Annotated in this window: 20 protein-coding genes; 8 read left to right on the top strand and 12 right to left on the bottom strand. The window is 64.9% G+C overall.

Annotated elements, in window-relative coordinates:
* The first annotated feature begins 22 nt into the window (after nt 1-22).
* Complete coding sequence (locus ACEN9O_RS17860; protein WP_495613191.1) at nt 23-2,245, top strand: alpha-galactosidase; 2,223 nt, start codon at nt 23-25, stop codon at nt 2,243-2,245.
* 5 nt (nt 2,246-2,250) lie between these two features.
* Here the strand turns inward: ACEN9O_RS17860 and ACEN9O_RS17855 are convergent, their stop codons facing one another.
* The gene (locus tag ACEN9O_RS17855; protein WP_495613190.1) at nt 2,251-2,922 is read right to left on the bottom strand and encodes a TetR/AcrR family transcriptional regulator; all 672 of its coding nucleotides are present in this window, start codon (nt 2,920-2,922) and stop codon (nt 2,251-2,253) included.
* Between the two features lie 33 nt (nt 2,923-2,955).
* On the opposite strand from ACEN9O_RS17855, the gene ACEN9O_RS17850 reads away from it, so the two are divergent.
* The gene (locus ACEN9O_RS17850; protein ID WP_495613189.1) at nt 2,956-3,642 is read left to right on the top strand and encodes an O-methyltransferase; all 687 of its coding nucleotides are present in this window, start codon (nt 2,956-2,958) and stop codon (nt 3,640-3,642) included.
* On the opposite strand, the gene ACEN9O_RS17845 is transcribed toward ACEN9O_RS17850, so the two are convergent.
* Nucleotides 3,634-4,758, bottom strand: coding sequence for a PA0069 family radical SAM protein (locus ACEN9O_RS17845; protein WP_495618501.1), 1,125 nt, complete (start codon nt 4,756-4,758; stop codon nt 3,634-3,636). The two genes, ACEN9O_RS17850 and ACEN9O_RS17845, sit on opposite strands and share 9 nt — an antisense overlap.
* Nucleotides 4,759-5,033: 275 nt before the next feature.
* On the opposite strand from ACEN9O_RS17845, the gene ACEN9O_RS17840 reads away from it, so the two are divergent.
* From ACEN9O_RS17840 to ACEN9O_RS17830, 3 genes are read left to right on the top strand one after another with little or no spacing between them, the layout of a single operon-like run.
* The gene (locus ACEN9O_RS17840) at nt 5,034-5,615 is read left to right on the top strand and encodes a DUF2760 domain-containing protein (RefSeq protein WP_495613188.1); all 582 of its coding nucleotides are present in this window, start codon (nt 5,034-5,036) and stop codon (nt 5,613-5,615) included.
* A complete protein-coding gene (locus ACEN9O_RS17835; RefSeq protein ID WP_495613187.1) occupies nt 5,612-7,465 on the top strand; it encodes an Hsp70 family protein in 1,854 nt (617 codons plus the stop codon). Before ACEN9O_RS17840 ends, ACEN9O_RS17835 begins: the two co-directional genes overlap by 4 nt.
* Nucleotides 7,466-7,467: 2 nt before the next feature.
* Nucleotides 7,468-10,344 carry an Hsp70 family protein gene (locus ACEN9O_RS17830; protein ID WP_495613186.1) on the top strand — a complete coding sequence of 959 codons (2,877 nt, stop codon included), beginning with the start codon at nt 7,468-7,470 and terminating at the stop codon, nt 10,342-10,344.
* Here ACEN9O_RS17830 and ACEN9O_RS17825 read toward each other — a convergent pair.
* The 9 genes from ACEN9O_RS17825 to ACEN9O_RS17785 form a co-directional block, all read right to left on the bottom strand.
* Nucleotides 10,327-11,001: a tRNA-uridine aminocarboxypropyltransferase gene (locus ACEN9O_RS17825; RefSeq protein ID WP_495613185.1), complete on the bottom strand. Its 675-nt coding sequence runs from the start codon at nt 10,999-11,001 to the stop codon at nt 10,327-10,329. The two genes, ACEN9O_RS17830 and ACEN9O_RS17825, sit on opposite strands and share 18 nt — an antisense overlap.
* A gap of 33 nt (nt 11,002-11,034) precedes the next feature.
* On the bottom strand, nt 11,035-12,732 hold the full coding sequence (locus ACEN9O_RS17820) for a methyl-accepting chemotaxis protein (protein WP_495613184.1): 1,698 nt from the start codon (nt 12,730-12,732) through the stop codon (nt 11,035-11,037).
* A gap of 97 nt (nt 12,733-12,829) precedes the next feature.
* Nucleotides 12,830-13,693 (bottom strand): type VI secretion system protein TssA, encoded by an 864-nt coding sequence (gene tssA / locus ACEN9O_RS17815; protein WP_495613183.1) that lies wholly within the window; start codon nt 13,691-13,693, stop codon nt 12,830-12,832.
* A gap of 14 nt (nt 13,694-13,707) precedes the next feature.
* Nucleotides 13,708-16,308, bottom strand: a complete 2,601-nt coding sequence (gene tssH, locus ACEN9O_RS17810; RefSeq protein ID WP_495613182.1) for a type VI secretion system ATPase TssH — start codon at nt 16,306-16,308, stop codon at nt 13,708-13,710.
* A gap of 2 nt (nt 16,309-16,310) precedes the next feature.
* A complete protein-coding gene (gene tssE / locus ACEN9O_RS17805) occupies nt 16,311-16,784 on the bottom strand; it encodes a type VI secretion system baseplate subunit TssE (protein ID WP_495613181.1) in 474 nt (157 codons plus the stop codon).
* Between the two features lie 101 nt (nt 16,785-16,885).
* Nucleotides 16,886-17,377, bottom strand: coding sequence for an Hcp family type VI secretion system effector (locus ACEN9O_RS17800; RefSeq protein ID WP_217944229.1), 492 nt, complete (start codon nt 17,375-17,377; stop codon nt 16,886-16,888).
* A 31-nt stretch (nt 17,378-17,408) separates the two neighbouring features.
* A complete protein-coding gene (tssC, locus tag ACEN9O_RS17795; RefSeq protein ID WP_495613180.1) occupies nt 17,409-18,896 on the bottom strand; it encodes a type VI secretion system contractile sheath large subunit in 1,488 nt (495 codons plus the stop codon).
* 1 nt (nt 18,897) lies between these two features.
* The gene (tssB, locus tag ACEN9O_RS17790) at nt 18,898-19,398 is read right to left on the bottom strand and encodes a type VI secretion system contractile sheath small subunit (protein ID WP_495613179.1); all 501 of its coding nucleotides are present in this window, start codon (nt 19,396-19,398) and stop codon (nt 18,898-18,900) included.
* A 37-nt stretch (nt 19,399-19,435) separates the two neighbouring features.
* The gene (locus ACEN9O_RS17785; protein WP_495613178.1) at nt 19,436-20,044 is read right to left on the bottom strand and encodes a hypothetical protein; all 609 of its coding nucleotides are present in this window, start codon (nt 20,042-20,044) and stop codon (nt 19,436-19,438) included.
* Nucleotides 20,045-20,210: 166 nt separating this feature from the next.
* Between ACEN9O_RS17785 and tssJ the strand changes: the two genes are divergently transcribed.
* Genes tssJ through ACEN9O_RS17770 form a run of 3 tightly spaced genes read left to right on the top strand, consistent with a single transcriptional unit; the run spans nt 20,211 to nt 22,874 of the window.
* Entirely contained in the window at nt 20,211-20,738 is a 528-nt protein-coding gene (gene tssJ, locus ACEN9O_RS17780) for a type VI secretion system lipoprotein TssJ (protein WP_495613177.1), read from the top strand.
* Nucleotides 20,739-20,751: 13 nt separating this feature from the next.
* The gene (tssK, locus tag ACEN9O_RS17775; protein WP_495613176.1) at nt 20,752-22,095 is read left to right on the top strand and encodes a type VI secretion system baseplate subunit TssK; all 1,344 of its coding nucleotides are present in this window, start codon (nt 20,752-20,754) and stop codon (nt 22,093-22,095) included.
* Entirely contained in the window at nt 22,092-22,874 is a 783-nt protein-coding gene (locus tag ACEN9O_RS17770) for a DotU family type IV/VI secretion system protein (RefSeq protein ID WP_495613175.1), read from the top strand. Before tssK ends, ACEN9O_RS17770 begins: the two co-directional genes overlap by 4 nt.
* Nucleotides 22,875-22,877: 3 nt before the next feature.
* On the opposite strand, the gene ACEN9O_RS17765 is transcribed toward ACEN9O_RS17770, so the two are convergent.
* Nucleotides 22,878-23,666, bottom strand: coding sequence for an OmpA family protein (locus ACEN9O_RS17765; RefSeq protein WP_495613174.1), 789 nt, complete (start codon nt 23,664-23,666; stop codon nt 22,878-22,880).
* Nucleotides 23,667-23,669 lie beyond the last annotated feature (3 nt).

The raw sequence follows: 23,669 nt of genomic DNA, 5'->3' as shown, positions 1-23,669 counted from the left end.
AACGATCGCGAGCCCACACCCTATGAGCCATATCGACCAGCGCCGCCGCAACCTCTGCATGCAACTTCTCGGCGGCCTCGCCGGTATCGCCCTCGACGGTTCTGTCATGGCCAGTCCTTCCGCGGATGAAGCCACCAAGGTGTTCCGGCTCGATGGGGCGGGCGTTACGTACGCGTTCGGCGTCAACAGCGACGGGCAGTTGCAGTCGATGTACTGGGGCAGCGCCTTGTCGGGCGAGGACAGGCTGGCGGCGCCCGTGCCGGTGCCCGAGAACTCCTCCAATGAAATGCCGGTCACGATCACGCCGTTCGAGTTCCCGGGCTTTGGCGGTGGCCTGACCGTGGAGCCGGCCCTGAAAGTGACGTTCCCGGACGGCGTGCGCGACCTCGTCTTGCGCTACGTGAGCCACCAGCTCGACAAGGACCGGATCGTGGTGCGGATGAAGGACGCCAGCCGCGCCGTGCACGTGACCCTCACGTATGCGATGGATGCGGCGACAGGCATCCTGGCCCGCTCGGCCGTGGTGGAAAACCGCACGGCCAGCTGGATTCAGCTCGACCAGCTGGCGGCGGCGAGCATCAGCCTGCCATACAGGGATGACTACCGCCTTTCCTACCTCACGGGGCATTGGGGCGGCGAGTTCGCATTGCAGACGCGCCCGATCGAGCCGGGCTCCATTGTGATTGAAAGCCGCAAGGGCGTGACCTCCCACCAGGCCAATCCCTGGATCGCGATCAGCCAGGCCGGCACGGAGGAAGAATCCGGCCCCGTATGGTTCGGTGCGCTGGGATGGAGCGGCTCCTGGCGCATCCATGTGGATATGGATGCGCTGGGCGGCGTCCGCACGACCGCCGGCTACAACCCTTTCGACTTCGCCTATCGCCTGAAACCGGGGGAGAGTTTGGCGTCGCCCGTGTTCCACGCGGGGTATTCGGAGGGCGGCTTAGGCGGCGCGTCGCGCATGTTCCACCGCTACCAGCGCGAGCGCATCCTGCCTGGCGCGCCGCAGCCGCGACTGCGCCCCATTCTCTATAACTCGTGGGAAGCGACGACTTTCGCCGTCGACGAAGCGGGACAGGTGGCGCTGGCCGAGAAAGCGGCAAGCATCGGCGTGGAGCGTTTCGTTGTCGACGATGGCTGGTTCGGCGCGCGCAATAGCGACAAGGCCGGCCTGGGCGACTGGTTCGTCAACCGGCAAAAATTCCCGAACGGACTGGCGCCGCTGATCAAGCGGGTCAATGCGCTCGGCATGGAGTTCGGGCTGTGGGTGGAACCGGAGATGGTCAATCCGGACAGCGATTTGTATCGCGCCCACCCGGACTGGGTCATCAACTTCAAGGGCCGGCCGCGCAGCGAGGCACGCAACCAGCTGGTGCTGAACCTGGCGCGCAAGGATGTGTATGAGCACCTGCTGACCGTGCTCGACAAGCTCCTCGCGGAGCATGACATCGCCTTCCTCAAGTGGGACCACAACCGCGCGTGGTCGGAGCCGGGCTGGCCGGAGGCGGCAACCGGCGAGCAGCAGAGACTGTATGTCAGCTACGTGGAAAACCTGTACAAGCTGCTGGCCGAACTGCGCCGTCGCCACCCGAAAGTCGAGATCGAATCCTGCGCCAGCGGCGGCGGCCGCGTCGATCTCGGCATCATGGCGCTGACCGACCAGGTGTGGACATCCGATAACACCGATCCGTTCGACCGGCTGCTGATCCAGGACGGCTTCAGCCACGCCTATGCGCCAGGGATCATGATGGCCTGGGTGACCGACGCGCCGAACTACCTCAACAAGCGCGTGACGTCGCTGGAATACCGCTTCCTGTCGTCGATGCAGGGCGCGCTGGGTATCGGCGCCAACCTGAACCACTGGAAGGAAGAGGATTTTGCGAAAGCAAAGCGCCTGGTCGCGGAATACAAGACTATCAGGTCGACGGTGCAGCGGGGGGACCTTTACCGTCTCGTGTCGCCGCAGCGCGGGTCGGCACGCTCGGCCACGCTGTCCGTGGCGCAGGATGGCAAGCAGGCCGTGCTGTTCGCGTTCCTGCACTCTGGCGGCAGGCGCAATGCGCAGCCGGCCATCCAGCTGCGCGGGCTCGATCCGAAGCGCAACTATGCGCTACGTGTGATTTCCGGCAGCGCGACCGCGCAGACACCGCAACGTGCCAGCGGCGCTTACTGGATGGGGCGTGGAATCGATGTCGTGCTGGAAGGGGATTTCCAGGCTGCCGCCTTCGTGCTGGACGGGGTTTGAAACCGCTAGTTCAGGCTGGCGAGGTAGGCGCACAGCATATCGGCCAGCGCTTCCGAGTAGCTGTGTATCTCTTGCTCCGTGCGCGGCGTTTCGGAGAACTGTTTGCCGACCGCGCTGAAGGTCGTCATGACCAGGTCGCCGGCTAGTGTGCGCACGCTGTCCGTCGCCGTGGGCAGGGCTTCGCGCATGAAGGCCTCGATGATGCGGTCGACAGTCGAGCGCGTCTCGTGCGCTTCGGGCGTGTCGCGGTAGAACGGCGCCGCGTCGTTGAGCGCGGTGCGGATCTCGGCCTCCTCGCATTCCGAGCGCAGGAAGGCGTGGACCAGCAGGCGCAGCCGTTCCAGCGGCGGCTTCTGCGCGTCCTGCAGGATGTTGATCAGCATCGCGGTCGTTTCCCGCCACTCGTCCGCCTGCAGCCTGAACAGGATGGACGCCTTGTTCGGAAAGTACTGGTAGACCGATCCCACACTCACACCGGCACGCTCCGCCACCCGGGTGGTGGTGAAGCGGTGCACGCCCTCCTTCGCCAAAACCTGAATAGCCGCTTCCAGAATCGCCGAAACCAGGTCGGCCGAGCGCGCCTGTTTTGGCTTGCGGCGCGAGGAGATAGCGGCTTTTGCTGGGGCGGTCATGGGGATGGTTCCGAATGCGAATATGAAATGTGAAGGATTCTTCATATTATATCCATTCTTCATTCGAAAGGAATCACCATGACAACCCTGACCAATAACCCTGTAGCCTCCCTGCTCGACCGCCTGTTTGACGAAGCCGACGCTGTGCAGTTCGACGCGATTCCAGCCGTCGCCGAATTGTCCAAGGACGAGCGCGAACGCCTGTTGCGCAGCAAGACCGAATATCTCAACCTCTACCATCGGCTGAAGGATGTGCCGTTGCCGGTGTCGCGCCAGACCGGCGAGCTGCTGTACATGCTGGTGCGCAGTTCGCGCGCCCGCAATATCGTCGAGTTCGGCACGTCGTTCGGCATCTCGACCTTGTACCTGGCGGCCGCATTGCGCGACAACGGCGGCGGCCACCTGATCACCAGCGAGTTCGAGCCGACCAAGGTGGCGCGGGCACGCGGCCATCTGGAGCAAGGCGGCCTGCTCGATCTGGTGGACATCCGCACCGGCGACGCGCTGGAAACGCTCGCCCGCGACCTGCCGGAACAGGTCGACCTGCTGCTGCTCGACGGCGCCAAGGCGCTCTACCCTGATATCCTCGGCCTGGTGCGCAGCCGGCTGCGGCCGGGCGCGCTCGTCATCGCGGATAACGCCGACATGAATCCGGACTACGTGGCGATGGTGCGCTCGCCAGCGTCCGGGTTCATGTCCCTGCCGTTCGCTGAGGATGTCGAACTGTCCGTTTATACCGGCGTGACGGCCTCCTCGTCAGAATAAATCCATCTGCCCGGCATCGGCCGCCGCCTTGGCGCGCGCGCCCAATGGCGGCACCACCAGTGGACGTGTGAACTGCGATGCGTCCATGTTGTGAAAGCGGCTGCCGCGCCCGGTCAGGCCGAGGCGTTCGGTGGCGATCTTGAAGCGCTGGCGTATCAGCTCGGCCCACACGCCCTCGCCTTTCATGCGGGCGCCGAAGGTGCTGTCGTAGTCTTTGCCGCCGCGCATTTCACGCACGCGGTTCATCACGCGCTGGGCCCGCTCCGGGAAGTGCGCCTGCAGCCACTGGTGGAACAGCGGCGCCACTTCCCACGGCAGGCGCAACACCGTGTAGTGGGCGCTGACGGCGCCGGCCTCCTTCACCGCTTCCAAGATGCGTTCCAGATCGGGCTCGGTGACGAAGGGGATGATGGGCGCGACGCTGACCGCGACCGGAATGCCGGCGTCGGTCAGCGTGCGTATCGTGCGCAGGCGGCGGGCCGGCGCGGCGGCGCGCGGCTCCAGCGTGCGCGCGATGGCCGGGTCCAGCGTGGTCAACGTGATGGCGACGCCGGCCTGCTGCCTTGCCGCCATCGCCGACAGGATGTCGATGTCGCGTTCGATCAGCGAGGACTTGGTGATCAGGCCGACGGGGTGCTGGCATTCCTGCAGCACCTCCAGCACGCGGCGGGTGAGCTTGCGCTCGCGCTCGCAGGGCTGGTAGGCATCCGTGTTGACGCCGAGCGCGATCGACGACGGCTCGTAGCCGGCCTTGGCCAGCTCGCGCCGCAGCACTTCCGGCGCGTTGACCTTGGCGAAGATCTTGCTCTCGAAATCCATGCCGGGCGATAGGCCGAGATAGCTGTGCGTCGGCCGCGCGAAACAATAAATGCAGCCGTGCTCGCAACCCCGGTAGGGATTGAGCGAGACGCTGAAGGGCAAGTCCGGCGAGGCGTTGCGGCTGAGGATGGACTTGCAGAGCTCGTCCGTGACTTGGGTCTTCCACGGCGCGGCTTCCTCTTCTTCGCGCTCCCAGCCATCGTCATACGCCTCGCGCGCGTGCACCTCGAACCGGCCCTGCAGGTTCGACACCGCGCCACGGCCTTTTTGCGCCTTCAACGACGGCGGCGGCAGCATCACGTGCTCTTGATTGTTTTCATCGTGGTTTTGATCGTGAGTCATCGCGGCACCAAACTACTGTATACATATACAGTATTCTATGCGCTTGAAATGCCGATATCAAGCTAAATATCAAAGGTGCATGCTTGCCTCCTTGGGAACCAAGTGATCAAGCTGGTATCATGCAGGGCTTCCGGGGGACGGAATTTCCCCGCGCCACGCGCGCCCCCACCCACACCTCGCCAGGATGCCGCCGATGCGGCGACCAGGCTCACCCGATACGAGCAAACAACATGAACAATTCGAGTCAACCATTGCCGTCGTTTTTTAGCCGGATTTCCATCGCCATCGGCGCGTTTTTCCGCGCGCTGTCCGACGCCGAATACGCCGCCCGCCTGATGCGCATCGACGACGCGCCGCAGCCGGCCGCCGCGCCAGTCGCCGCACCTGCACCTGCCCCCGCGCCCGCGCCCGCGCCAACGCCACTGCGCGTCGCCACGCCGGATGCTGCCTTGCAGCTTCTGAGTCTGTTCCAGCGCGAGGCGCGCCTGATCGACTTCACCCAGGAAAACCTGAGCGCCTATTCCGACGCCGACATCGGCGCCGCCGCGCGCGTGGTGCATGAGGGATGCAGCAAGGTGCTGCGCGAGCACTTCACCATCGAAGCGGTGCGCAGCGAGGCCGAAGGCAGCCGCGTGGTGCTGGAAGAAGGCTTCGACGCCAGCGCCGTGCGCCTGACCGGCAACGTGGTCGGCAGCGCGCCGTTCCGCGGCGCCTTGAGCCATCGCGGCTGGCGCGCCGCCAACGTGCGTCTGCCGAAACTGGCCGAGGCACACGACGCCTCCATCCTGGCGCCGGCGGAGGTGGAATTATGAGCGATCCACGCTACGCCATCGGCATCGACCTTGGCACCACGCACAGCGCGCTGTCCTATGTGGACCTGAGCGCCAGCGATGGCGAGAAGACCCAGCACGGCGTGCTGGCCGTTCCGCAGCTGACCGCACCGGGCACGGTGGAAGAGCTGCCGCTGCTGCCCTCCTTCCTTTACCTGCCGCACGCCGACGAACTGGCGCCGGGCGAATTGAGCCTGCCGTGGCCGCAGTCGCCGGAAGAGCAAAGCGCCGTGGTCGGCGAGATGGCGCGCAGCCGTGGCGCCACCACGCCTATCCGCCTGGTCTCCAGCGCCAAGAGCTGGTTGAGCCATCCCGGCGTCGACCGCCGCTCCGCGCTGCTGCCGAACGACGCGCCGGAAGAAGTGGCGCGCGTCTCGCCGCTGGAAGCATCGACCCGCTATCTGACGCATCTGCGCAAGGCATGGGAGCAGGCCTACCCTGATGCGCCGTTCGGCGAGCAGGCGGTGACGGTGACGATCCCCGCATCGTTCGACCCGGGCGCGCGCGAACTGACGGCCGACGCGGCACGCGCCGCCGGCTACACCAACCTCACTTTGCTGGAAGAGCCGCAAGCGGCCCTGTACAGCTGGATCCAGGGCAGCGAAGGCCGCTGGCGCAAGGAAGTCAAACCGGGCGACATCATCCTGGTGGTGGACGTGGGCGGCGGCACCAGCGACTTTTCGCTGATCGCGGTGCTGGAACGCGACGGCGTGCTGGAACCGCACCGCATCGCGGTGGGCGACCACATTCTGCTCGGCGGCGACAATATGGACCTGGCGCTGGCGCACCTGGTGGCGCGCAAGCTGGCCGCCAACGGCACTCAGCTCGATGCCTGGCAAATGCGCGCGCTGACCTACGGCTGCCGCAGCGCCAAGGAAAAACTGCTGGCCGACGCCAGCGTCGATACCTGGCCTATCGTGGTGCCGAGCCGCGGCTCGAAGCTGATCGGCGGTTCGATCCGCACCGAACTGACGCGCGACGAAGTGACCACCTTCATCCTCGACGGCTTCTTCCCGCAGGTGGAAGCGTCGGCACGTCCGGCGGTACGCACGCGCGCAGGCCTGACGCAGCTTGGCCTGCCGTATGCACAGGACGCGGGCATCACGCGCCATCTGGCCGCCTTCCTGGCGCGCCAGCTGGGCGCGACCAGCGAACTGGAAGGCTACGCCGGCAAGCAAAGCGCCGACGCCACCTTCCTGCATCCGACGGCGGTGCTGTTCAACGGCGGCGTGTTCAAGTCGGACCTGCTGTCGCAGCGCATCATGGCCGCGATCAACGACTGGCTGTACCTGGAAGGCGCCGAGCCTGCGCGCATGCTGGGCGGCGCGGACCTGGACCTGGCGGTGGCGCGCGGCGCGGCCTACTACAGCTACGTGCGGCGCGGCAGCGGTGTGCGCATTCGCGGCGGCACGGCGCGCGCCTACTACGTGGCGATCGAGTCGTCGATGCCGGCCATCCCCGGCATGGAGCCGCCTATCCAGGCGCTGTGCGTGGCGCCGTTCGGCATGGAGGAAGGCAGCGAGATCGAATTGCCGAATCAGGAATTCGGCCTGGTGGTCGGCGAGCCGGTGCAGTTCCGCTTCTTCGGTTCGTCGGTGCGCCGCCAGGACCAGATCGGCGATCTACTGGACTTCTGGAGCGCCGATGAACTGATCGAGTTGAACGAGATTCAGGCGACGCTGTCGCCGGAAGGCCGCCAGACCAGCGATGTGGTGCAGGTGCGGCTGCATGCGATGGCAACCGAATCGGGCACGCTGGAACTGCAAGCGGTGGCCAATGACGGCCAGCGCTGGAAGGTGGAGTTCGACGTGCGCGCGGGTGCCCAAGCCTGAGCATGAGTCAATACGTCGTCAGCATCGATCTCGGCACCACCAACACGGTGCTGGCTTATTCCGAGCCGGGCAGCGCGCAAATTCGCCTGTTCGAGATCGAGCAGTTGGTGGCACCGGGTGAAGTCGGCGCGGCTGCGTTGCTGCCATCGCTGCGCTATCACCCGGCGCCGGGTGAGCTGGCGGACGGCGATCTGCAACTGCCTTGGTCTTCGGCCGATGTGGCGGGCCTGTCGCAAGTGGTGGTGGGCCGCCTGGCCCGCAAGCTGGGCGCGCAGGTGCCGGGGCGCTTGGTCTCCAGCGCCAAGAGCTGGCTGTCGCATCCCCAAGTGGACCGCATGGCGCCGATACTGCCGTGGGGCGCGGAGGCCGATGTGGCCAAGGTGTCGCCGGTGGCCGCCAGCGCCTCCTATCTGGCGCATGTGCGGGCGGCGTGGAATGCGCGCTTCCCTGCTCATCCTTTGGAACTTCAACAGCTGGTGCTGACAATACCCGCTTCGTTTGACGAAGGCGCGCGCGCGTTGACGCTGGAGGCGGCGCGCATGGCCGGCCTGCCTGGCCTGCGCTTGCTGGAGGAACCGCAGGCGGCGTTTTACGATTGGCTGTTCCGTCAGCGCGCGACGTTGGCCGCAGATCTGGCGGACACGCGTCTGGTGCTGGTGTGCGACGTCGGCGGCGGTACGACCGACTTCAGTCTGATCAAGGTCGAGATGATCGATGGCCAGCCGCAGATCAGCCGCATCGGCGTGGGCAACCATCTGATACTAGGCGGCGACAACATGGATCTGGCGCTGGCGCATCTGGTCGAGACGCGCATGGCATCGAATGCCGGCGGTGCGGCGACGCGTTTGTCCGCCAGCAGCCTGTCGCAACTGGCGGAGCGCTGCCGGGCGGCGAAGGAACTGCTGCTGGCGGCCGATGCGCCGGAACGCACCACCGTCACCCTGCTCGGCTCCGGCTCGCGCCTGATCGGCGGTTCGCGCTCGGCCGACCTGACGCGCGAGGAAGTGGCGGCGTTGGTGGTGGACGGCTTCTTCCCTTTGAACCAAGCGCAGGAACCCGCGCGACGCGGCCGTGGCGCCATCGTCGAATTCGGCCTGCCCTACGCCAGCGACGCGGCGATCACGCGACACCTTGCCAGCTTCCTGCGCCAGCACGCGGCGGCCGCGCGCGAAGCGCTGGGCATCGCGGCGGACGATAGCATCGCCATCCCGATCCCGGACACGCTGCTGCTCAACGGCGGCGTGTTCCGCGCCGACGCGCTGGCCCGCCGTCTGGAAGCTACGCTGTCCAACTGGCGCGGACAGCCGCTGCAAGTTCTGCACAACGACAATCCCGATGTGGCGGTAGCGCGTGGAGGCGTCGCCTACGCGCTGGGCCAAGCCGGGCAAGCGCCGGTGATCGGCGGCGGCTCGCCGCGCAGCTACTTCCTGCTGTTCGACGACGAAGCGCGCCACGACAAGCCGCGCCGCGCGATTTGCATTCTGCCGCGCGGCAGCGTGGAGAACCGCGAGATTCTGCTGGCCGACCGCACCTTCGCACTGCGCCTTGGCCGGCCGGTGCGCTTCCACCTGGCCTCGTCGATCTCCAAAGGCGCGCCACCGCAAGCCGGTGAGCTGGTCGAGCTGCAAGCCGACGACTACATCCAGCTGCCGCCGATCGCCACCGTACTGCGCGACAGCAGCAGCGCCGATGCCCGCAAGGAGATCCCGGTGCAGCTGGCCGCCACGCTGAGCGAAGTCGGGACGCTGGACGTGCACTGCGCCGCCATCGAAGGCGCGCAGCGCTGGTTGCTGGAGTTCCAGCTGCGCGGCGAAGCCGTTGACGACGACAGCGATACGGCTGCCCCGCAAGAGGCGCCGATGCAGGCCGGCTTCGACGCCGCCATCGACAAGATAGATCGCATTTTCGGCAGCCGTGCGCAGCAGGTCGACATCAAGGAAGTCAAGCAGCTGCGCGTGCAGCTCGAACACCTGCTGGGCAGCCGCGAGAGCTGGGCGACGCCGCTGCTGCGGCGCCTGTTCGACGCGCTGATGCAGCGCGCCAAAGGCCGCCGCCGTTCGTCCGAACACGAGCGCGCGTGGTTGAACCTGAGCGGCTATTGCCTGCGTCCCGGCTTCGGCTACACGCTCGACGAGTGGCGCATCGAGCAGCTGTGGGCCATGTTCGACACCGGCATCCAGCACCACAAGGACAGCCAGGTCTGCGCCGAATGGTGGACGCTGTGGCGCCGCGTGGCCGGCGGCCTGAGTGTGGAAGCGCAGTTGCGCGTGCTGGACGATTTCGCCTTCAACGTGCAGGCCGACGCGCAGGAACGCGGACGCCGCCCGCACACGCTGGTCAACGGCAGCGAGGAAGACATGCTGCGCCTGGGCGCATCGCTGGAGCGCATTCCCGGCAACTACAAGGCCGAAATCGGCGCGTGGATGTTGGGCCAGCTGGAAGCGGCGACCAAGGCCGCAGTTAAAGCCGCGGCCAACAAGACCCTTGGCGCAGCCACCGATGCAGGCAAGGCTGAAGCGGCACAGGCGCGCTTCCTGTGGGGCTTGAGCCGGGTCGGCGCGCGCCAGCCTTTCCATGGCAGCGCGCACGATGTGGTGGAAATGGCCGTCGTCGAGCAATGGCTGACGGTTATCCTGTCGCTGGATTGGAAGAAGGTGGAACCGGCCGGTTTCGCCGCCGCCCATCTGGCGCGCATGACGGGCGACCGTACCCGCGATATCGGCGAAACGCTGCGGACGGAAATCCTGCGGCGCCTTGCTGCCATTGGCGCGCCGGCCAACTGGAGTGCGATGGTGCGCGAGGTGGTGCAGCTCGATCAGGCCGACGAGAAACGCATGCTGGGCGAATCCTTGCCGCCGGGCTTAAAGCTGATCGCCTGAGCCTGACGGCGGCCGCGCAACGTAGCCCGCCTGCTGGGCGACGAAACCATCGAAGGCATCGATCAACGGATTGAATTTGTTTATATCGTTTTCAAGCTGGGCCAGCGCGTAGACCGTGGCCTCCAGCGTGGACAGCTGGTCCGGCAGATGCGCCTTGCGGATCAGGTAGTGCGACGGCGGCGTGTCGCGCAACGGCAGGCGCGGCAAGCCTTGCAGCGCGGGATTCAGGTACAGCATCTTGCGGCTTTTGCGCCAGGTCCCGTCCAGCACCACCAGGCGCAGAAGCTGCGGCTCGCGCAGCCAGGCCGCATCGAACGGCTGCGCTGCGGTCAGACCCAGCGATTGATCGGCCGCCGTGTCGGGATACAGCAGCACGCTGCGGCGCTCCGGCGACAACAACGCCTGCATGTGCTCCGGCGCGAATGTCTCCCCCACTTGCAGGCGGCTGTTGGCCAGGCTCAGATGCAGCAGGCGCGCGCTGCCCTTGGCGTTGTTCACTTCCATCGGATGTTGAAGGATCAGCACCTCCACCTGATTCGGCAGCGCCGCGACCCAGCGGCAGATGCAGGTCTGCTGCGGACGCAGGCAGACGGCGCACAGCGCGCGTTTGGAAGGTGGAGTGGATGGTGCGGCGGCGCCGCCGGTGCTGGTCGTCATAGACCGCCATTGTACCGAAGGCGCCGGCGTTGCTTAGAACTCTTCCCAGTCGGATTCGCTGGAAGCGACCGTTGCGCGCTTGGGTGCCGCCGCCAGCGCCTTCTTGGGCGCAGCCGCCACCGGACGCGGTGGTGGCGCCGCCACGCGCGGACGCGCAGGCGGCAAGGCACGCGCCTGCGCCGCCATCTGCGACCCATCGAGCTTGAACACGCTGACCACATCGGCCAGCCTGGCCGATTGCTCCTGCATCGATTCGGCCGCCGCTGCGGCCTGCTCCACCAGCGCCGCGTTCTGCTGCGTTACCTGATCCATTTGCGTGATCGCGTCGTTCACCTGCGCGATGCCGAGGCTCTGCTCTTCGCTGGCGTGGCTGATCTGGCTCATGATCTGCGTGACGCGGCTGATGCTGACGACGATTTCGCTCATGGTCTGGCCGGCCTTGTCGACCAGGTCCGAACCCTGCGCCACCTTCTGCACCGAGTCGTCGATCAAGCCTTTGATGTCCTTGGCGGCGGCGGCCGAGCGTTGCGCCAGAGTGCGCACCTCGGAAGCCACGACCGCGAAGCCGCGTCCCTGCTCGCCGGCACGCGCCGCCTCCACCGCCGCGTTCAAGGCCAGGATGTTGGTCTGGAAGGCGATGCTGTCGATGACCGAAATGATGTCGACGATCTTGCGCGACGAGTCGTTGATCGAGCCCATGGTGCTGACCACCTCACCCACCACGGCGCCGCCACGGCTGGCGATCTCGGACGCGGTGACGGCCAGCTTGTTGGCCTCGCGCGCGTTCTCGGCGTTGAAGCGCACGGTCGATGTCAGCTCCTCCATCGAGGATGCGGTTTCCTGCAAGGAGCTGGCTTGCTGCTCGGTGCGCGACGACAGGTCGTGGTTGCCGGAGGCGATCTCGGTTGAAGCGTTGGCCATCAGGTCGGTGCCGCTGCGTACCTGGCCCACGATGTTGACCAGGTTCGTGTTCATGGTTTTGAGAGCGCTCATCAACTGGCCGGTTTCATCGTTGCTGCTGATCTGGATATCGCTGGTCAGGTCGCCCGACGATACGGTCTCCGCCACCTTCACCGCTTCGTTGATCGGATGGGTGATGGTGCGCGTGATCCACCATGCGGCGCATACGCCCATGATGATCGCGGCCAGTCCCAGCGCCACCAGCACGGTGCGGCCGGTAGTGTACTGGCGCTGGATCTCGACTGCCGCCTGGTCCAGCAGGTCCGCCTGTTTATCGGAGAATTTTTTCAGCGCGTCCAGGTAGAGGATGCGGCTTTGCGCCATGTCGCCTTCGTAGAGGCTCTTGCCCTTTTCCAGATCGCCGGCGTTCTTGGCCGTGAAGACGGCTTTGCGGATGTCGGTGTAGGTCTTGCGCGTATCCAGCACCTTCTTGAACAAGGGTCTGAGCTCCTCGTCCTCGATGCTGGCGCCGATCTGGTCCTGGATCTTGGTGGCGCGGCCGGAGGATTCGGCCATCATGCCTTCGAGTTTTTTCTGGTCGGCGGGATCGGCCACCATCCACGCCCCGGTGGTGCGGGCGGCGTTGACCTCGATGATCTTGCCCCATTCGGCGATGAGCCGCTCGTCGCGGATTTTTTCGTTGATCATGCGGTCGGTCATGGCACTGGCGCTGCTGAGCCGGAGGATGCCGATGATGGTCATCGCCGTCAGCATCAACAGGATGAGCGAAAAGCCGAAACCGAGGCGGGTGCCGATTTTCAGGTTGTTCATAGCTGTCCTCCAAATGGGGATGGATAGGCCTTTCAACCCATGCTAGCACCATTTGAAGGAAAACTATAGCCACAAAGGAAATATTTCCAGCAGGCGCTTAGTCGCCGGAGGCCTGCGCCCCCAGCAGCTCCTCGACGCTGGAGATGGCGGCGGGGTCCTTGATCACCGCGCGCAGCCAGACGTGCAGCGGCATGTCGCCCCAACTGGCGGCCTTGTCGGCCAGGTAGGCGACGGGGCTGTGCGGTTCGGTGCGGCGGAAGAAATCGGCGACGCCCCGCAGCTGCGCCAGCGCCTGGCGGCGGTCCTGGGGCGCACCGGTGGCGACCACCACCTGGTCGCTCGCGGCGGTGCTGGTGGCCGCCAACGCCGTCACGCTGCCCGCCGGCGCGACGCTGCGGATTACGGTCTGCAAACAGTCCTTGGCGGCGCTGAAGCCTGGGCCGTCCGCGCCCAGGCGCTGGTCCACAATGCGTTCCAGGTCGGTCAGCATGGCGAAGCAGTATTCCGCATCCGGCAGCAGCACCGCGCCTTCCGTCAATGGCATCTCCTTGACCAGCACCGGCGTGCGGGCCAGGAGCCAGAACAGGTTGCCGATGCGCTGGTCGTAGTCGCCGTCGTCGGCAACTGGGTACATGCCGTCCCAATAGTGTTCGCACAATCCGCTCAGCACCGCGTAGCCGTCGCCCAGGCCGCGCAGGCCGCGTGTCTTGGCGAGCGCCTCGGCCAGCCACACGGCCAGGCGCATGTCCTTGCTGCGGCTGGCGATCATGGCGGCGCTGCGGCTGGCGACCAGCGGCCAGTCGGCCTCCTTCAGGGCCGCGATCCATTCGCCCTGGTCGAGCGTGGGGTCGTCGTGCACGCGCGCCAGCGCGATCTGGTCCACCTCCGCGCTGAAGGCGACGTCCTCGCCGCAGGGTTGGGCCGCGCTGATGGGCTGCAGCAGTTGAGCGATGCTGAACATGGTTCGCCTCCGCGCTATTTGATGGTGTATTTGAACTGGCCCTGTTTGCTGGCGCCGACCTTGATCTTGCCGACGGCGGCACCTTCCGACATCCGCTGCAGCACCGCCTCGGCGATCTCCGGCAGCAGGCTGCCGTTGAGGATATGGTCGACGTTGCGCGCGCCGGAATCGACCTCGGTGCAGCGCGCCAGCACCGCTTCGATCAGCGCCTGGTCGTAGCTGAATTCCGCGCGGTGATGATCGCGGATGCGCTGGCCGATGCGGTCCAGCTTGAGCGCAATGATCTGCGCCAGCACCGCGTCCGGTATCGGGTAGTACGGCACCACTTTCAGGCGGCCCAGGAAGGCCGGCTTGAAATGCTTGACCAGGTGGGGGCGCAGCAGCGCTTCCAGCGCGGTATCGGTCGGTGGTGTCTCCTGGTTCAGGCAGGCCTGCATGATGGCGGCCGAGCCGGCGTTGGAGGTGGCGATGATGATGGTGTTGCGGAAGTCGATCTCGCGGCCTTCGGCGTCGTCCATCACGCCCTTGTCGAAAACCTGGAAAAACAGTTCGGTCACGTCGGGATGGGCTTTTTCGATTTCATCCAGCAGTACCACGCTGTAGGGATTGCGGCGCACCGCTTCGGTCAGCACGCCGCCCTGCCCGTAACCGACGTAACCCGGCGGCGAACCTTTCAGGCCGGAGACGCTGTGCGCTTCCTGGTATTCGCTCATGTTGATGGTGAGGAGTTTGCGCTCGCCGCCGTACAGCAGGTCCGCCAGCGCCAGCGCCGTTTCGGTCTTGCCGACGCCGGACGGGCCGACGAACAGGAACACGCCCTTGGGTTTGTTGGGATCGTCCAGGTTGGCGCGCGCGGTGCGCACGCGCTGGGCCACGGCGGCGATGGCGTGGCTCTGGCCAAGGATGCGCGTCTGCAGCGCATCCTGGAGTTTGAGGACGGTGCGGATCTCGTCCTTGACCATTTTCCCCAGGGGGATGCCGGTCCAACCGGAGACGATGGCGGCGACGGTGGCGGCATCCACGTCGACCGGCACCATCGGCGTTTCGCCTTGCAGCGCTGCCAGTTCCGTCAGCAGCGCCTGGGTTTCCGCCACGCCGTTCGCGGCTGCGCGCCCGCGCGCGATGGCGGCGACGATCGCCTGCTCGCGTTGCCAGCGTTCGTTGTGCTGTGTGTGCTCCGTCTTGAACGCAGCATGCGCATCGTCCAACTGGCGCAGGCGCCGGGCGTGTACATGGCCGTCATCCTCACGCTTCAAGGCGGCGATTTCTACGCACAGCCGCTCCATGCTCCTGGCGGCGTTCTCCAACAGGGCCGGCGTGCCGCTCTGCGCCAGCGCGACACGGGCGCAGGCTGTATCCAACACGCTGACCGCCTTATCCGGCAGCTGGCGACCGCTGATGTAGCGGTGCGACAGCCGCACCGCCTCGGTCACGGCCTCATCGCGGATGCGGATGCCGAAGTGCCGCTCCATCAACGGCGTCATGGCGCGCAGCATGGCGCTGGCGATTTCCTCGCTCGGTTCATCGACTTTGACCACCTGGAAGCGCCGCGCCAGCGCGGCATCCTTCTCGAAATACTTTTTGTATTCGCTCCAGGTGGTGGCGGCGATGGTGCGCAGCTCGCCCCGCGCCAGCGCTGGCTTGAGCAGGTTGGCCGCGTCGTTCTGGCCCGCCTGACCACCCGCGCCTATCATCGTGTGGGCTTCGTCGATGAACAGGATGATCGCGTGCGGGCTTTGTTTGACTTCGTCGATGACGTTCTTCAGCCGGTTCTCGAACTCGCCCTTGACGCTGGCGCCGGCCTGCAACAGCCCCATGTCCAGCGTGCGGATCTCCACGCCTTTGAGCACGTCCGGCACGTCGTCGGCCGCGATGCGCAGCGCCAGGCCTTCCACCACGGCGGTCTTGCCGACGCCGGCCTCTCCGGTCAGGATGGGATTGTTCTGGCGGCGGCGCATCAGGATATCGATCGCCTGCCGTATTTCGGCCTCGCGGCCGATGACGGGATCGAGCTTGCCTTCGCGCGCCAATCGCGTCAGGCTGGTGGTGTATTGGTCGAGCGCCGGCGTGCGGGGACTGCCTTGCGGCGCCATGTCGACAAGCGGGGTGGCGGTGGCTGCGTCGGTTGCGGCCGTTTCTTCCTGCGAGCCATGAGTGTATTTCTCCAGCTTGTGCTTGACCTCATCGATAGGAATTTGCCCGAACAGCGGAGAGGCGCGCAGGGCCAGCTGCGACAGGTCCGGCTCCGTCAGCAGCGCGACCAACAGGTGCGCGCTGCGGATGAGGTCCGGCTGGGGCGTGGCCAGCGATGCGATCAGCCATGCATGCTCCAACAGCAGCGGCAGCTGGCGCGAGAACACCGGTGTGCGGGTGCTGCCGGTCTTGAACTGACTGACTTCGTGGTGCAAATCCGTCTCCAGCGCCTCGGTGCTGACGCCGCACTGGCGAGCGATCAGCGCCACATCGCAGCGTTCCTGCTCCAGCAAAGCGAGGAACAGGTGTTCGACCTCCACTTCATACTGCCCCAGCGCCACACAGATGCTGGCGGCGCGCGTGGCGGCCAGACGGGTGGTGTCATTGAGCTTGCCGATCAGGGTTTTCAGATTGAGATTCATGCTTACGCTCCGCGGATGCTGCGGTTGATTGAATAGTGCAGCGAGGATGGCTGCAGGACGGCGTCGAAGCTGACTGCTTCGCGCATGGGCAATCCCGCCAGCGTTGCGCTGATGGCAAAACTGACGCGGTTAATCGAACCGATCTGGCGCTCCAGGCTTGCCTGCACGTTGCGCAGCCTGGGCTCATGGCGTTCGATGGCGGCCTTGAGGCAGGCGCAGATGCGGGTCCGGTCCTCGCTGCTGCTCAGGCACATGCCGGCAAAGTCGATCAATCCGTAGTTGACGATGGAGCCGGTGCATTCGGGGTAGGCATGCAGCAGTTCCTCGGGTAGCGCGCAGCGCGTGTTAAGCAAATCCTCGAGGTCGCGCGCCACGACATCCTTCAGTTGCTCCAGCGACAGGCCCGTGCCGTTGCAGGCGTGGCCGCCCTGCGGGTCCAGCAAACGGTCGAACAGGCCGGGAGTAAAGCCATTCATCGCGTGCTTTCAAAAAAAGGCCAGGCCGGGCCGGCCTGGCCACAAAAGCGCACCGCGACGAATTACCGCATAGTTCGCAGCGGGCGCGGGGGGAACAAGGTTCAAACGATGCGGTTGCTGGCCAGGTCCCAGCCACCGGAGGTGTTACCGCCGGCGCCACCGCTGATTTTCTGTTGGGTGTATTTCCACTTGACCTTCGAGAATTTCAGGGCAACGTCTTCGGTCAGGATGTCGCCTTCCTCGACAGCCGGCGAGACGGCGCCGATCAGCACATTTTCAATCTCGATCTCGAAGTACTTCACGCGTTCGCCCTGGGCGTCGGCGCGCATGAACTCGAACTTGGCCTTGGGGATGGTGCGTCCCGCCGAACAGGTTTGCAGCAGGATGGGCGAGGACAAATCGGCCAGCTTGGAGAGCACGATGTCGCGATGCTCGCAGCGCTCCGCCGTATGCCCGCCGCCGGTGGAGGCAGTGGCCGATTTCGGCTGCTCCACACCGAAGCTGACCGATTTGCACTCGATCCAGTCCTTGTGCCGGTCGTCGTTGGACTCGCCCTTGATACCATCAATGTAAAGATAGACGTCGATTGCCATTGCATGCTCCTGTCTCAGGTTATAGTGGACATCAGTTGTTGGTCGACTGCGGCAGCTCCGCGACCAGACGGAGGGAAACGGACAATTCATCCAGCTGGAAATGCGGCCGCAGGAAGGACACCGCGCGGTACACGCCCGGCCGCCCCGCAACCTCGTGCACCTGCACCGACGCTTCGCGCAGCGGGAACTGGGCCTTCTGTTCCTGGCTGGCGTTATCGTCCAGCAGGACGTATTTCATCAGCCAGCGGTTGAGGAAATCTTCGACATTGGAGGCCGCCGCGAAGCTGCCGATTTTGTCGCGCATCATGGCCTTCATGTAGTGCGCGATGCGCGAGACGGCGAAGATGTATTGCAGCTGCGACGACAGGACCGCATTGGCGTTGGCCGCTTCCGAGTTGTACTTCCTGGCCTTCTGCGTCGACTGCGCGCCGAAGAAGGCGGCGTAGGCCGTGTTCTTGCAGTGGACCAGCGAGATGAAACCCAGGTCGCTCAGCTCCTTCTCGCGGCGGTCCGTGATGGCGACTTCGGTCGGACATTTGAGCGCGATCTCACCCTCGTCGGTCTTGAAGGTATGGGTGGGCAGGTCGTCCACCAGGCCGCCGCCTTCGACGCCGCGAATCGCCGCGCACCAGCCGAAATCGTCGAAGGCCTTGGTCAGCTTGGCGCCGAAGGCATAGGCGGCGTTACACCACAGGTATTTCTGATGATCGGTGCCATCCACCTCCTCGACGAAGTTGAAGCCTTCGACCGTGGTGCCGTCGACCGGATTGAATGGCAACCGGCCCAGGAAGCGCGGCAGCGCCAGGCCGACGTAGCGCGAGTCCTCCGATTCGCGGAAGGCCTTCCACTTGGCGTATTCCACGGTGTCGAACACCTTGGACAAGTCGCGCGGCTTGGCCAGGTCGCCGTAACTCTCCAGACCAAACAACTCAGGCGCGGCCGAAGCGATGAACGGCGCATGCGAGGCGGCGGCGACGTGCGACATCTGCTCGATGAAATACATGTCTTCCGGCTGGCGCGAGATTTCGAAGTCTCCCAGCAGCGCCGCGTAGGGCGCGCCGCCGAAGGTGCCGAATTCTTCCTCGTAGACCTTCTTGAACATCGAGCTCTGGTCGAACTCCAGCGCCGATTGGAAGTCCTTCACCAGCTCGCGCTTGGTGGCGTTGAGCATACGGATCTTCAGCCCCTGACCGGTGGCCGAGTTCTTGACCAGATAATGCAGCCCGGTCCAGCTTTGCTCCAGCTTCTGAAAAGCCGGCGCGTGCATGATGGCACTCAGCTGGCTGGAGATCAGCCGATCCAGCTCCGCCAGGCGCGCATCCAGCGTGGCCGACAGATTGTTCGATACGACCACCGTTCCATCCAATACCTGGCTGACCAGTTCCGAGATGATGTCCTTGGCACGCTCATGTTCCACATTGGACTTGGCGACCTTGCTTTGCTCGACGATCTGGTCCAGCAGGCTGGCGCCTTCCACCACAGGCGCGGCTTCCTGCATCTGGTTCGCTTGTACGGACATATCAGCCTCCCTTTGTGGACTTTAAGCTGGCCAGCTTGTCGGTATTCTTCAGCACCTCGCTGAGGATGTCCTCCAGCTTGTCGTTGCCGGCCAGCTTGTTGCGCAGGTCGGCGAGCTTGCTGCGCGCTTCCAGCAGCTTGCTGAGCGGCTCGACCTGCCGCACCACCGCCTCCGGACGAAAATCCGACATCGCCTTGAACCGCAACTCCACATTGAAGCTGGTGTCACCGCCGCTGAGTTGATTCGGCACCTGGAAGCGCGCCACGGGTTCAACGCCGCTCAGCACCTCGTCGAAATTGCCACTATCGATGCTGACGAATTTGCGGTCCTTCAGGCGCTTCTTTTCAATTTCCGAATTGCCACCGAAGTCGCCAACCACGCCGACAACAAACGGCAGCTCCTTGTTTTCCATCGCGTCGCCGATCTCCACGTCATACGTCATCTGAACCCGTGGCGGCCGCACCTTGGTCAGGCGCTTTTGTACACTGTCTCCGTTAGCCATACACACTCCATCGAAAAGGAAAACGCGGGCGGCGGACTTACTTCAATCCGCCGAAAGGGTCGCTGCTGTTGGATTGGTTGCTCGCCTTAGGATGCGGCGCCGCCGGCGCGAGGAGAGCCTTCCTGCTGATGGCTGCCGCGGGAGCCGTCTTGTGCGCGGCGTTGTTTGAGGTGGGCACCAGCACATCCTCTCCCAGGCTGCTGCGCAGCAGCTTGGCCAGGTCCTGCGCTTCGGACCGCAGCGAGCCACTGAGATTGTTTTGCTGGCTCAGGTCCGCCAGCGCCTTGGTCGACAAACGCAGGCCGCTAACGGCGACGATGCTGTTACCGAGTTTGTCGTTGGGATCTCGCTGCAATGCCTCCAACGCATTCGTGATCGCTTCGCCATAGCTGGCGCGGTCGAACTTGATCTGCGCCATATGCAGCCAGGGCGTCTTGTCGGCCGGGTAGCTGGTTGCGGCGCTTTTCAGGATAGTCTGCGCCTTGTCGCTCTGGCCGGATGCCAGCGCGGTATCGGCTTCGGCTAGCGCATGTTCCAGCGTCGACGCTTGCAGCTTGTCGCTGCGGACCGGGTCGCCGTCAGTCGCACAAGCCGACAGCAGCAACAAGCTCGCCATGCAGGGCAACCAGGTTCTTGGAGTGATCATCAAATTCTCCTTTTGCGTATGCGGTCATGAGGGAACCCATTATTCATGAATGCCCGCGCCCGCCATTGCGCTGACTCAACTACTGTTTCGTTGCCGCTTTACTTGCGCCGAATCAATTTTCGATCTGCAACCTTTCGTTCTAATGACTGCATCGTCTGGAGAAAATATGAACGCGCAGAAGACTATCGTTATCGCGGGGCTGCTGGCGTTACAGGGATGCGCTGAACTCCCGGATGCGCAAAAGCCGCCTCGCAATGTGGCGATCCGTTTGCACGCAAGTCAGAACCTCAATGCCGGCGCAGGTTCCCAGCCATTGGCGCTGGCGGCGCGGATCTATAAGCTGCGGCAGTCGGCAGCGTTTCAGCAGATACCATTCGACGGCTTCCTCAGCGCACGCGGAGAACGTGAATTGCTCGGCAACGATCTGCTGGAGGTCAAGGAAGTGATGCTGATCCCAGGGCAGCGCTACGAGATCATCGAGCAGGTCACGCGCGAGGCTTACTACATCGGCGTGGTTGCGCTGTTCCGCTCACCTGCGGAGCAGCGCTGGCGGCTGGCGTTCGCCGCCGGCGATGCGGAAAAATCCGGCATCACTGTCGGCCTGCACGCTTGCGCGATGAGCGTCGGCGCAGGCGCTGGCGCGGCAGCTTCCAGCGAGGCCGGCAAGCCGCTGGCCTCGGTCCGTTGTCAATAAAATCGGAGGCAGTATGAGTATTCCGTCCAAAGTTCTTTGGGGCGAGGGTTTGTTCCTGCGTCCGCAGCATTTCCAGCAGCAGGACCAGTACCACGAAGCGCGATTGCAGCAGACTGCCCAGGCGCTGCATCCTTATCTGTGGGGTGTACGCAAAATCGAGTGGGACCTGGACGCGCTGAAGACCGACCGCTTGCGCTTGCAGTCGCTGTCGGCGATTTTCCGCGACGGCGAAATCGTCGACGCACCAGCCAGCGATCCTCTTCCTGCGGCCATCGATCTGTCCATGCTGCCAGCGACCTTGCAGGACCTGACCTTCTACGTCGCCTTGCCCACACTGTCACCCGGCGGTGGCAACGCCGCGACCGGGGAACAGCCGAACAACGCCCGCTACCGCCAAACCACGCGCGACACGGCGGACCTGTACACGCAGGCCGTCGGCACGGAGGTCAGCTATCTGAAGAAATCCGCGCGACTGGTGTCGGACCAGGAGCCGCTGGGCGCCTTCGACTGCATCCCGGTGATTCGCTTGCGGCGCATGGTCACCGGCGGTTTCGAGCCGGATCCTCAATTCATCCCGCCGGCGGTATCGATCGCCAGCGCAGCGGGCCTGAAGGCGCTGCTGGACCGGCTCATGGACGCCTTGCAGGCCAAGGTGCAATCGCTGCAAGGCCATATGCGTGAACCTAGCCGCAATGTGATCGAGTTCCGCTCGGGCGACGTCTCGTCATTCTGGCTGCTGCACACGGTCAGCACGTCCGCTGCGGCGCTGATGCACTACGTCCGCAATCCCGAGCTGCATCCCGAGCGCCTGTTCGAAGCGCTGCTTGCGCTGGCTGGCGCCATGATGACCTACTCCAAGCAGTATTCGTTGATGCACCTGCCGGGCTACCGGCATGAGGACCTGGCGCAGTGTTTCTCCGGCCTCGATCACATCATCCGCGACCTGCTGGATACGGTCATCTCGACCAAGTACTTCTCGATTGCCCTGTCGGAGGACAAACCCAGCTACCACCTGGGCAAGCTCGATTCCGGCAAGATCGATCAGCGCACCACGCTGTACCTCGCGGTCAGCGCGTCGCTGTCGGCGCTTGAACTGGTGGAGATCGCGCCGCTGCGCGTCAAGGTCGGCGCACCGGACGATGTCGAGAAATGCGTGCTGTCCGCCATGCCCGGCGTGAAGATCACCCACGCGCCGCAAGTACCGGCGGCGATCCCCATCCAGCCAGACACCTACTACTTCGCCTTGGAGGGCAAAGGCATGCTATACGAGCAGATGTTGAAAGCACAGTCGATTTCGATCTACGTCCCGGCAGGCATACGCGACCTGCGCCTCGGCCTGATCGCGGTGACAGCATGACGCCCCCCGTCGAGCGCCGCGCCATTCCGACGCTGATGGGTGGCCAGCGCCGCCAGCAGCAGCCCGGCTACGGCCACGTACAGACGCTGGTGGACCTGCTGCAGGAAGGCTTCTACCTGCTGTTCATGCTGAAGAACGGCAGCGTGCCGCCGGAAGAGACCCACTTCCTCGACACCATCACCGCCTACCTGGCGGAATTCGACCGCGAGGCACGCAAGCTGCGCGCACAAGGCGATGACATCGACGCCGCCAAATATGCCTTCTGCGCGGCGCTGGACGAGATCATCTTGTCGTCGTCCTTTCCGATACGCTACGCCTGGGAACGACGCCCGCTGCAGCTGGTGATCTTCGGCGATCAACTGGCCGGCGAACACTTCTTCGATCGCCTCGAAGCCTTGCGCAGCGGCGGCGGCGCACGCCTGCCGGCGCTGCAGGTGTTCCATATGTGCCTGCTGATCGGCTTTCGCGGCAAGTACGCGCTGGATTCCGGCGACAAGCTGGCCTACATGACCGCGCGGGTCGGCGACGAAATCGCCCATATCCAGGGCAAGAGCAAAGGCTTCGCGCCGCAAGCCGAGCGGCCGGACCAGATCGTCCACAAGCTGCGCAGCAATACGCCGCTTTGGGCCATGTCCGCAGTGTTCGCGCTGATAGGCTTGAGTGCCTACATCGGGCTGTCGTCGTCGCTGTCGCATTCGACAGAGAACACGCTGGCCGGCTACAGCGACCTGGTGAAGCTGGCGCCGCGCCCGGCCTTCGTGACTATCACCCTGCCCTGAACCTTACTGGGCAACGCGGAATTCGATGCGGCGATTGCGTGCGCGTCCTTCCGCGTTGCTGTTCTCGGCCACCGGCCGGTCCGGCCCCTGCCCCGACACCATGACCATCTCCGCCGGAATCCCCTTGCCGGCGAGGTAGGTGCGCACGGCTTCCGCACGCGCCTGGCTCAGCGCCAGGTTACTCTCCCGCAGTCCGACGTTGTCGGTGTGGCCAATCACCTCCACCTTCTTGCCCTTGACCTTCTGCAGCGCGGCCGCCATCTCGTCCAGGATGCCCTTACCGGACGCGGTCAAGGTCGCCTTGCCACTCTCGAATTCGATGATGCGCCTGGCCAGCGTTTCGTCCAGCAGGTTCTGCTCCGCCGCGCTGACGCGCAAGCCGTTGTTGACGGTGTAGCTGGGATTGAGGCTGGTGGCGATATCGCTGGCGATCTGCTGGCGCTGCGCCTCGTTGGCCACCTCGCCGCGCACCGTGACGTTGGTGCCGTCGATTTTCAGCTCGCCTTTGCTGATCAGTTTCAGATTGGCCTGGATCAGCTTTTGCACATAGGCGTTCCAGTTGGGCGGCAGCGATACCGGCGAGATCGCGATCTGATCGACGACGCGGTCGGCGCCGTACAAATCGCGCAGGCGCTGAAGCATGGCGACTTTGCTGGCCTCGTCGGGCACTGCGCCGCTGACCAGTATCTGTCCTGGCTTGGGCGTCGCCAGCGGCGGCATCTGCGCGGCACAATAGAGCGAGGTAAATAGCAAGGCCGGCATTACCGCCGGCCAGAGGGTCCGCTGGCGCATCGC

The sequence above is a fragment of the Duganella sp. Dugasp78 genome (assembly GCF_059491455.1).
Note: the sequence above shows the minus strand (reverse complement) of the source record. Positions and strands in the feature narration are given on the sequence as shown.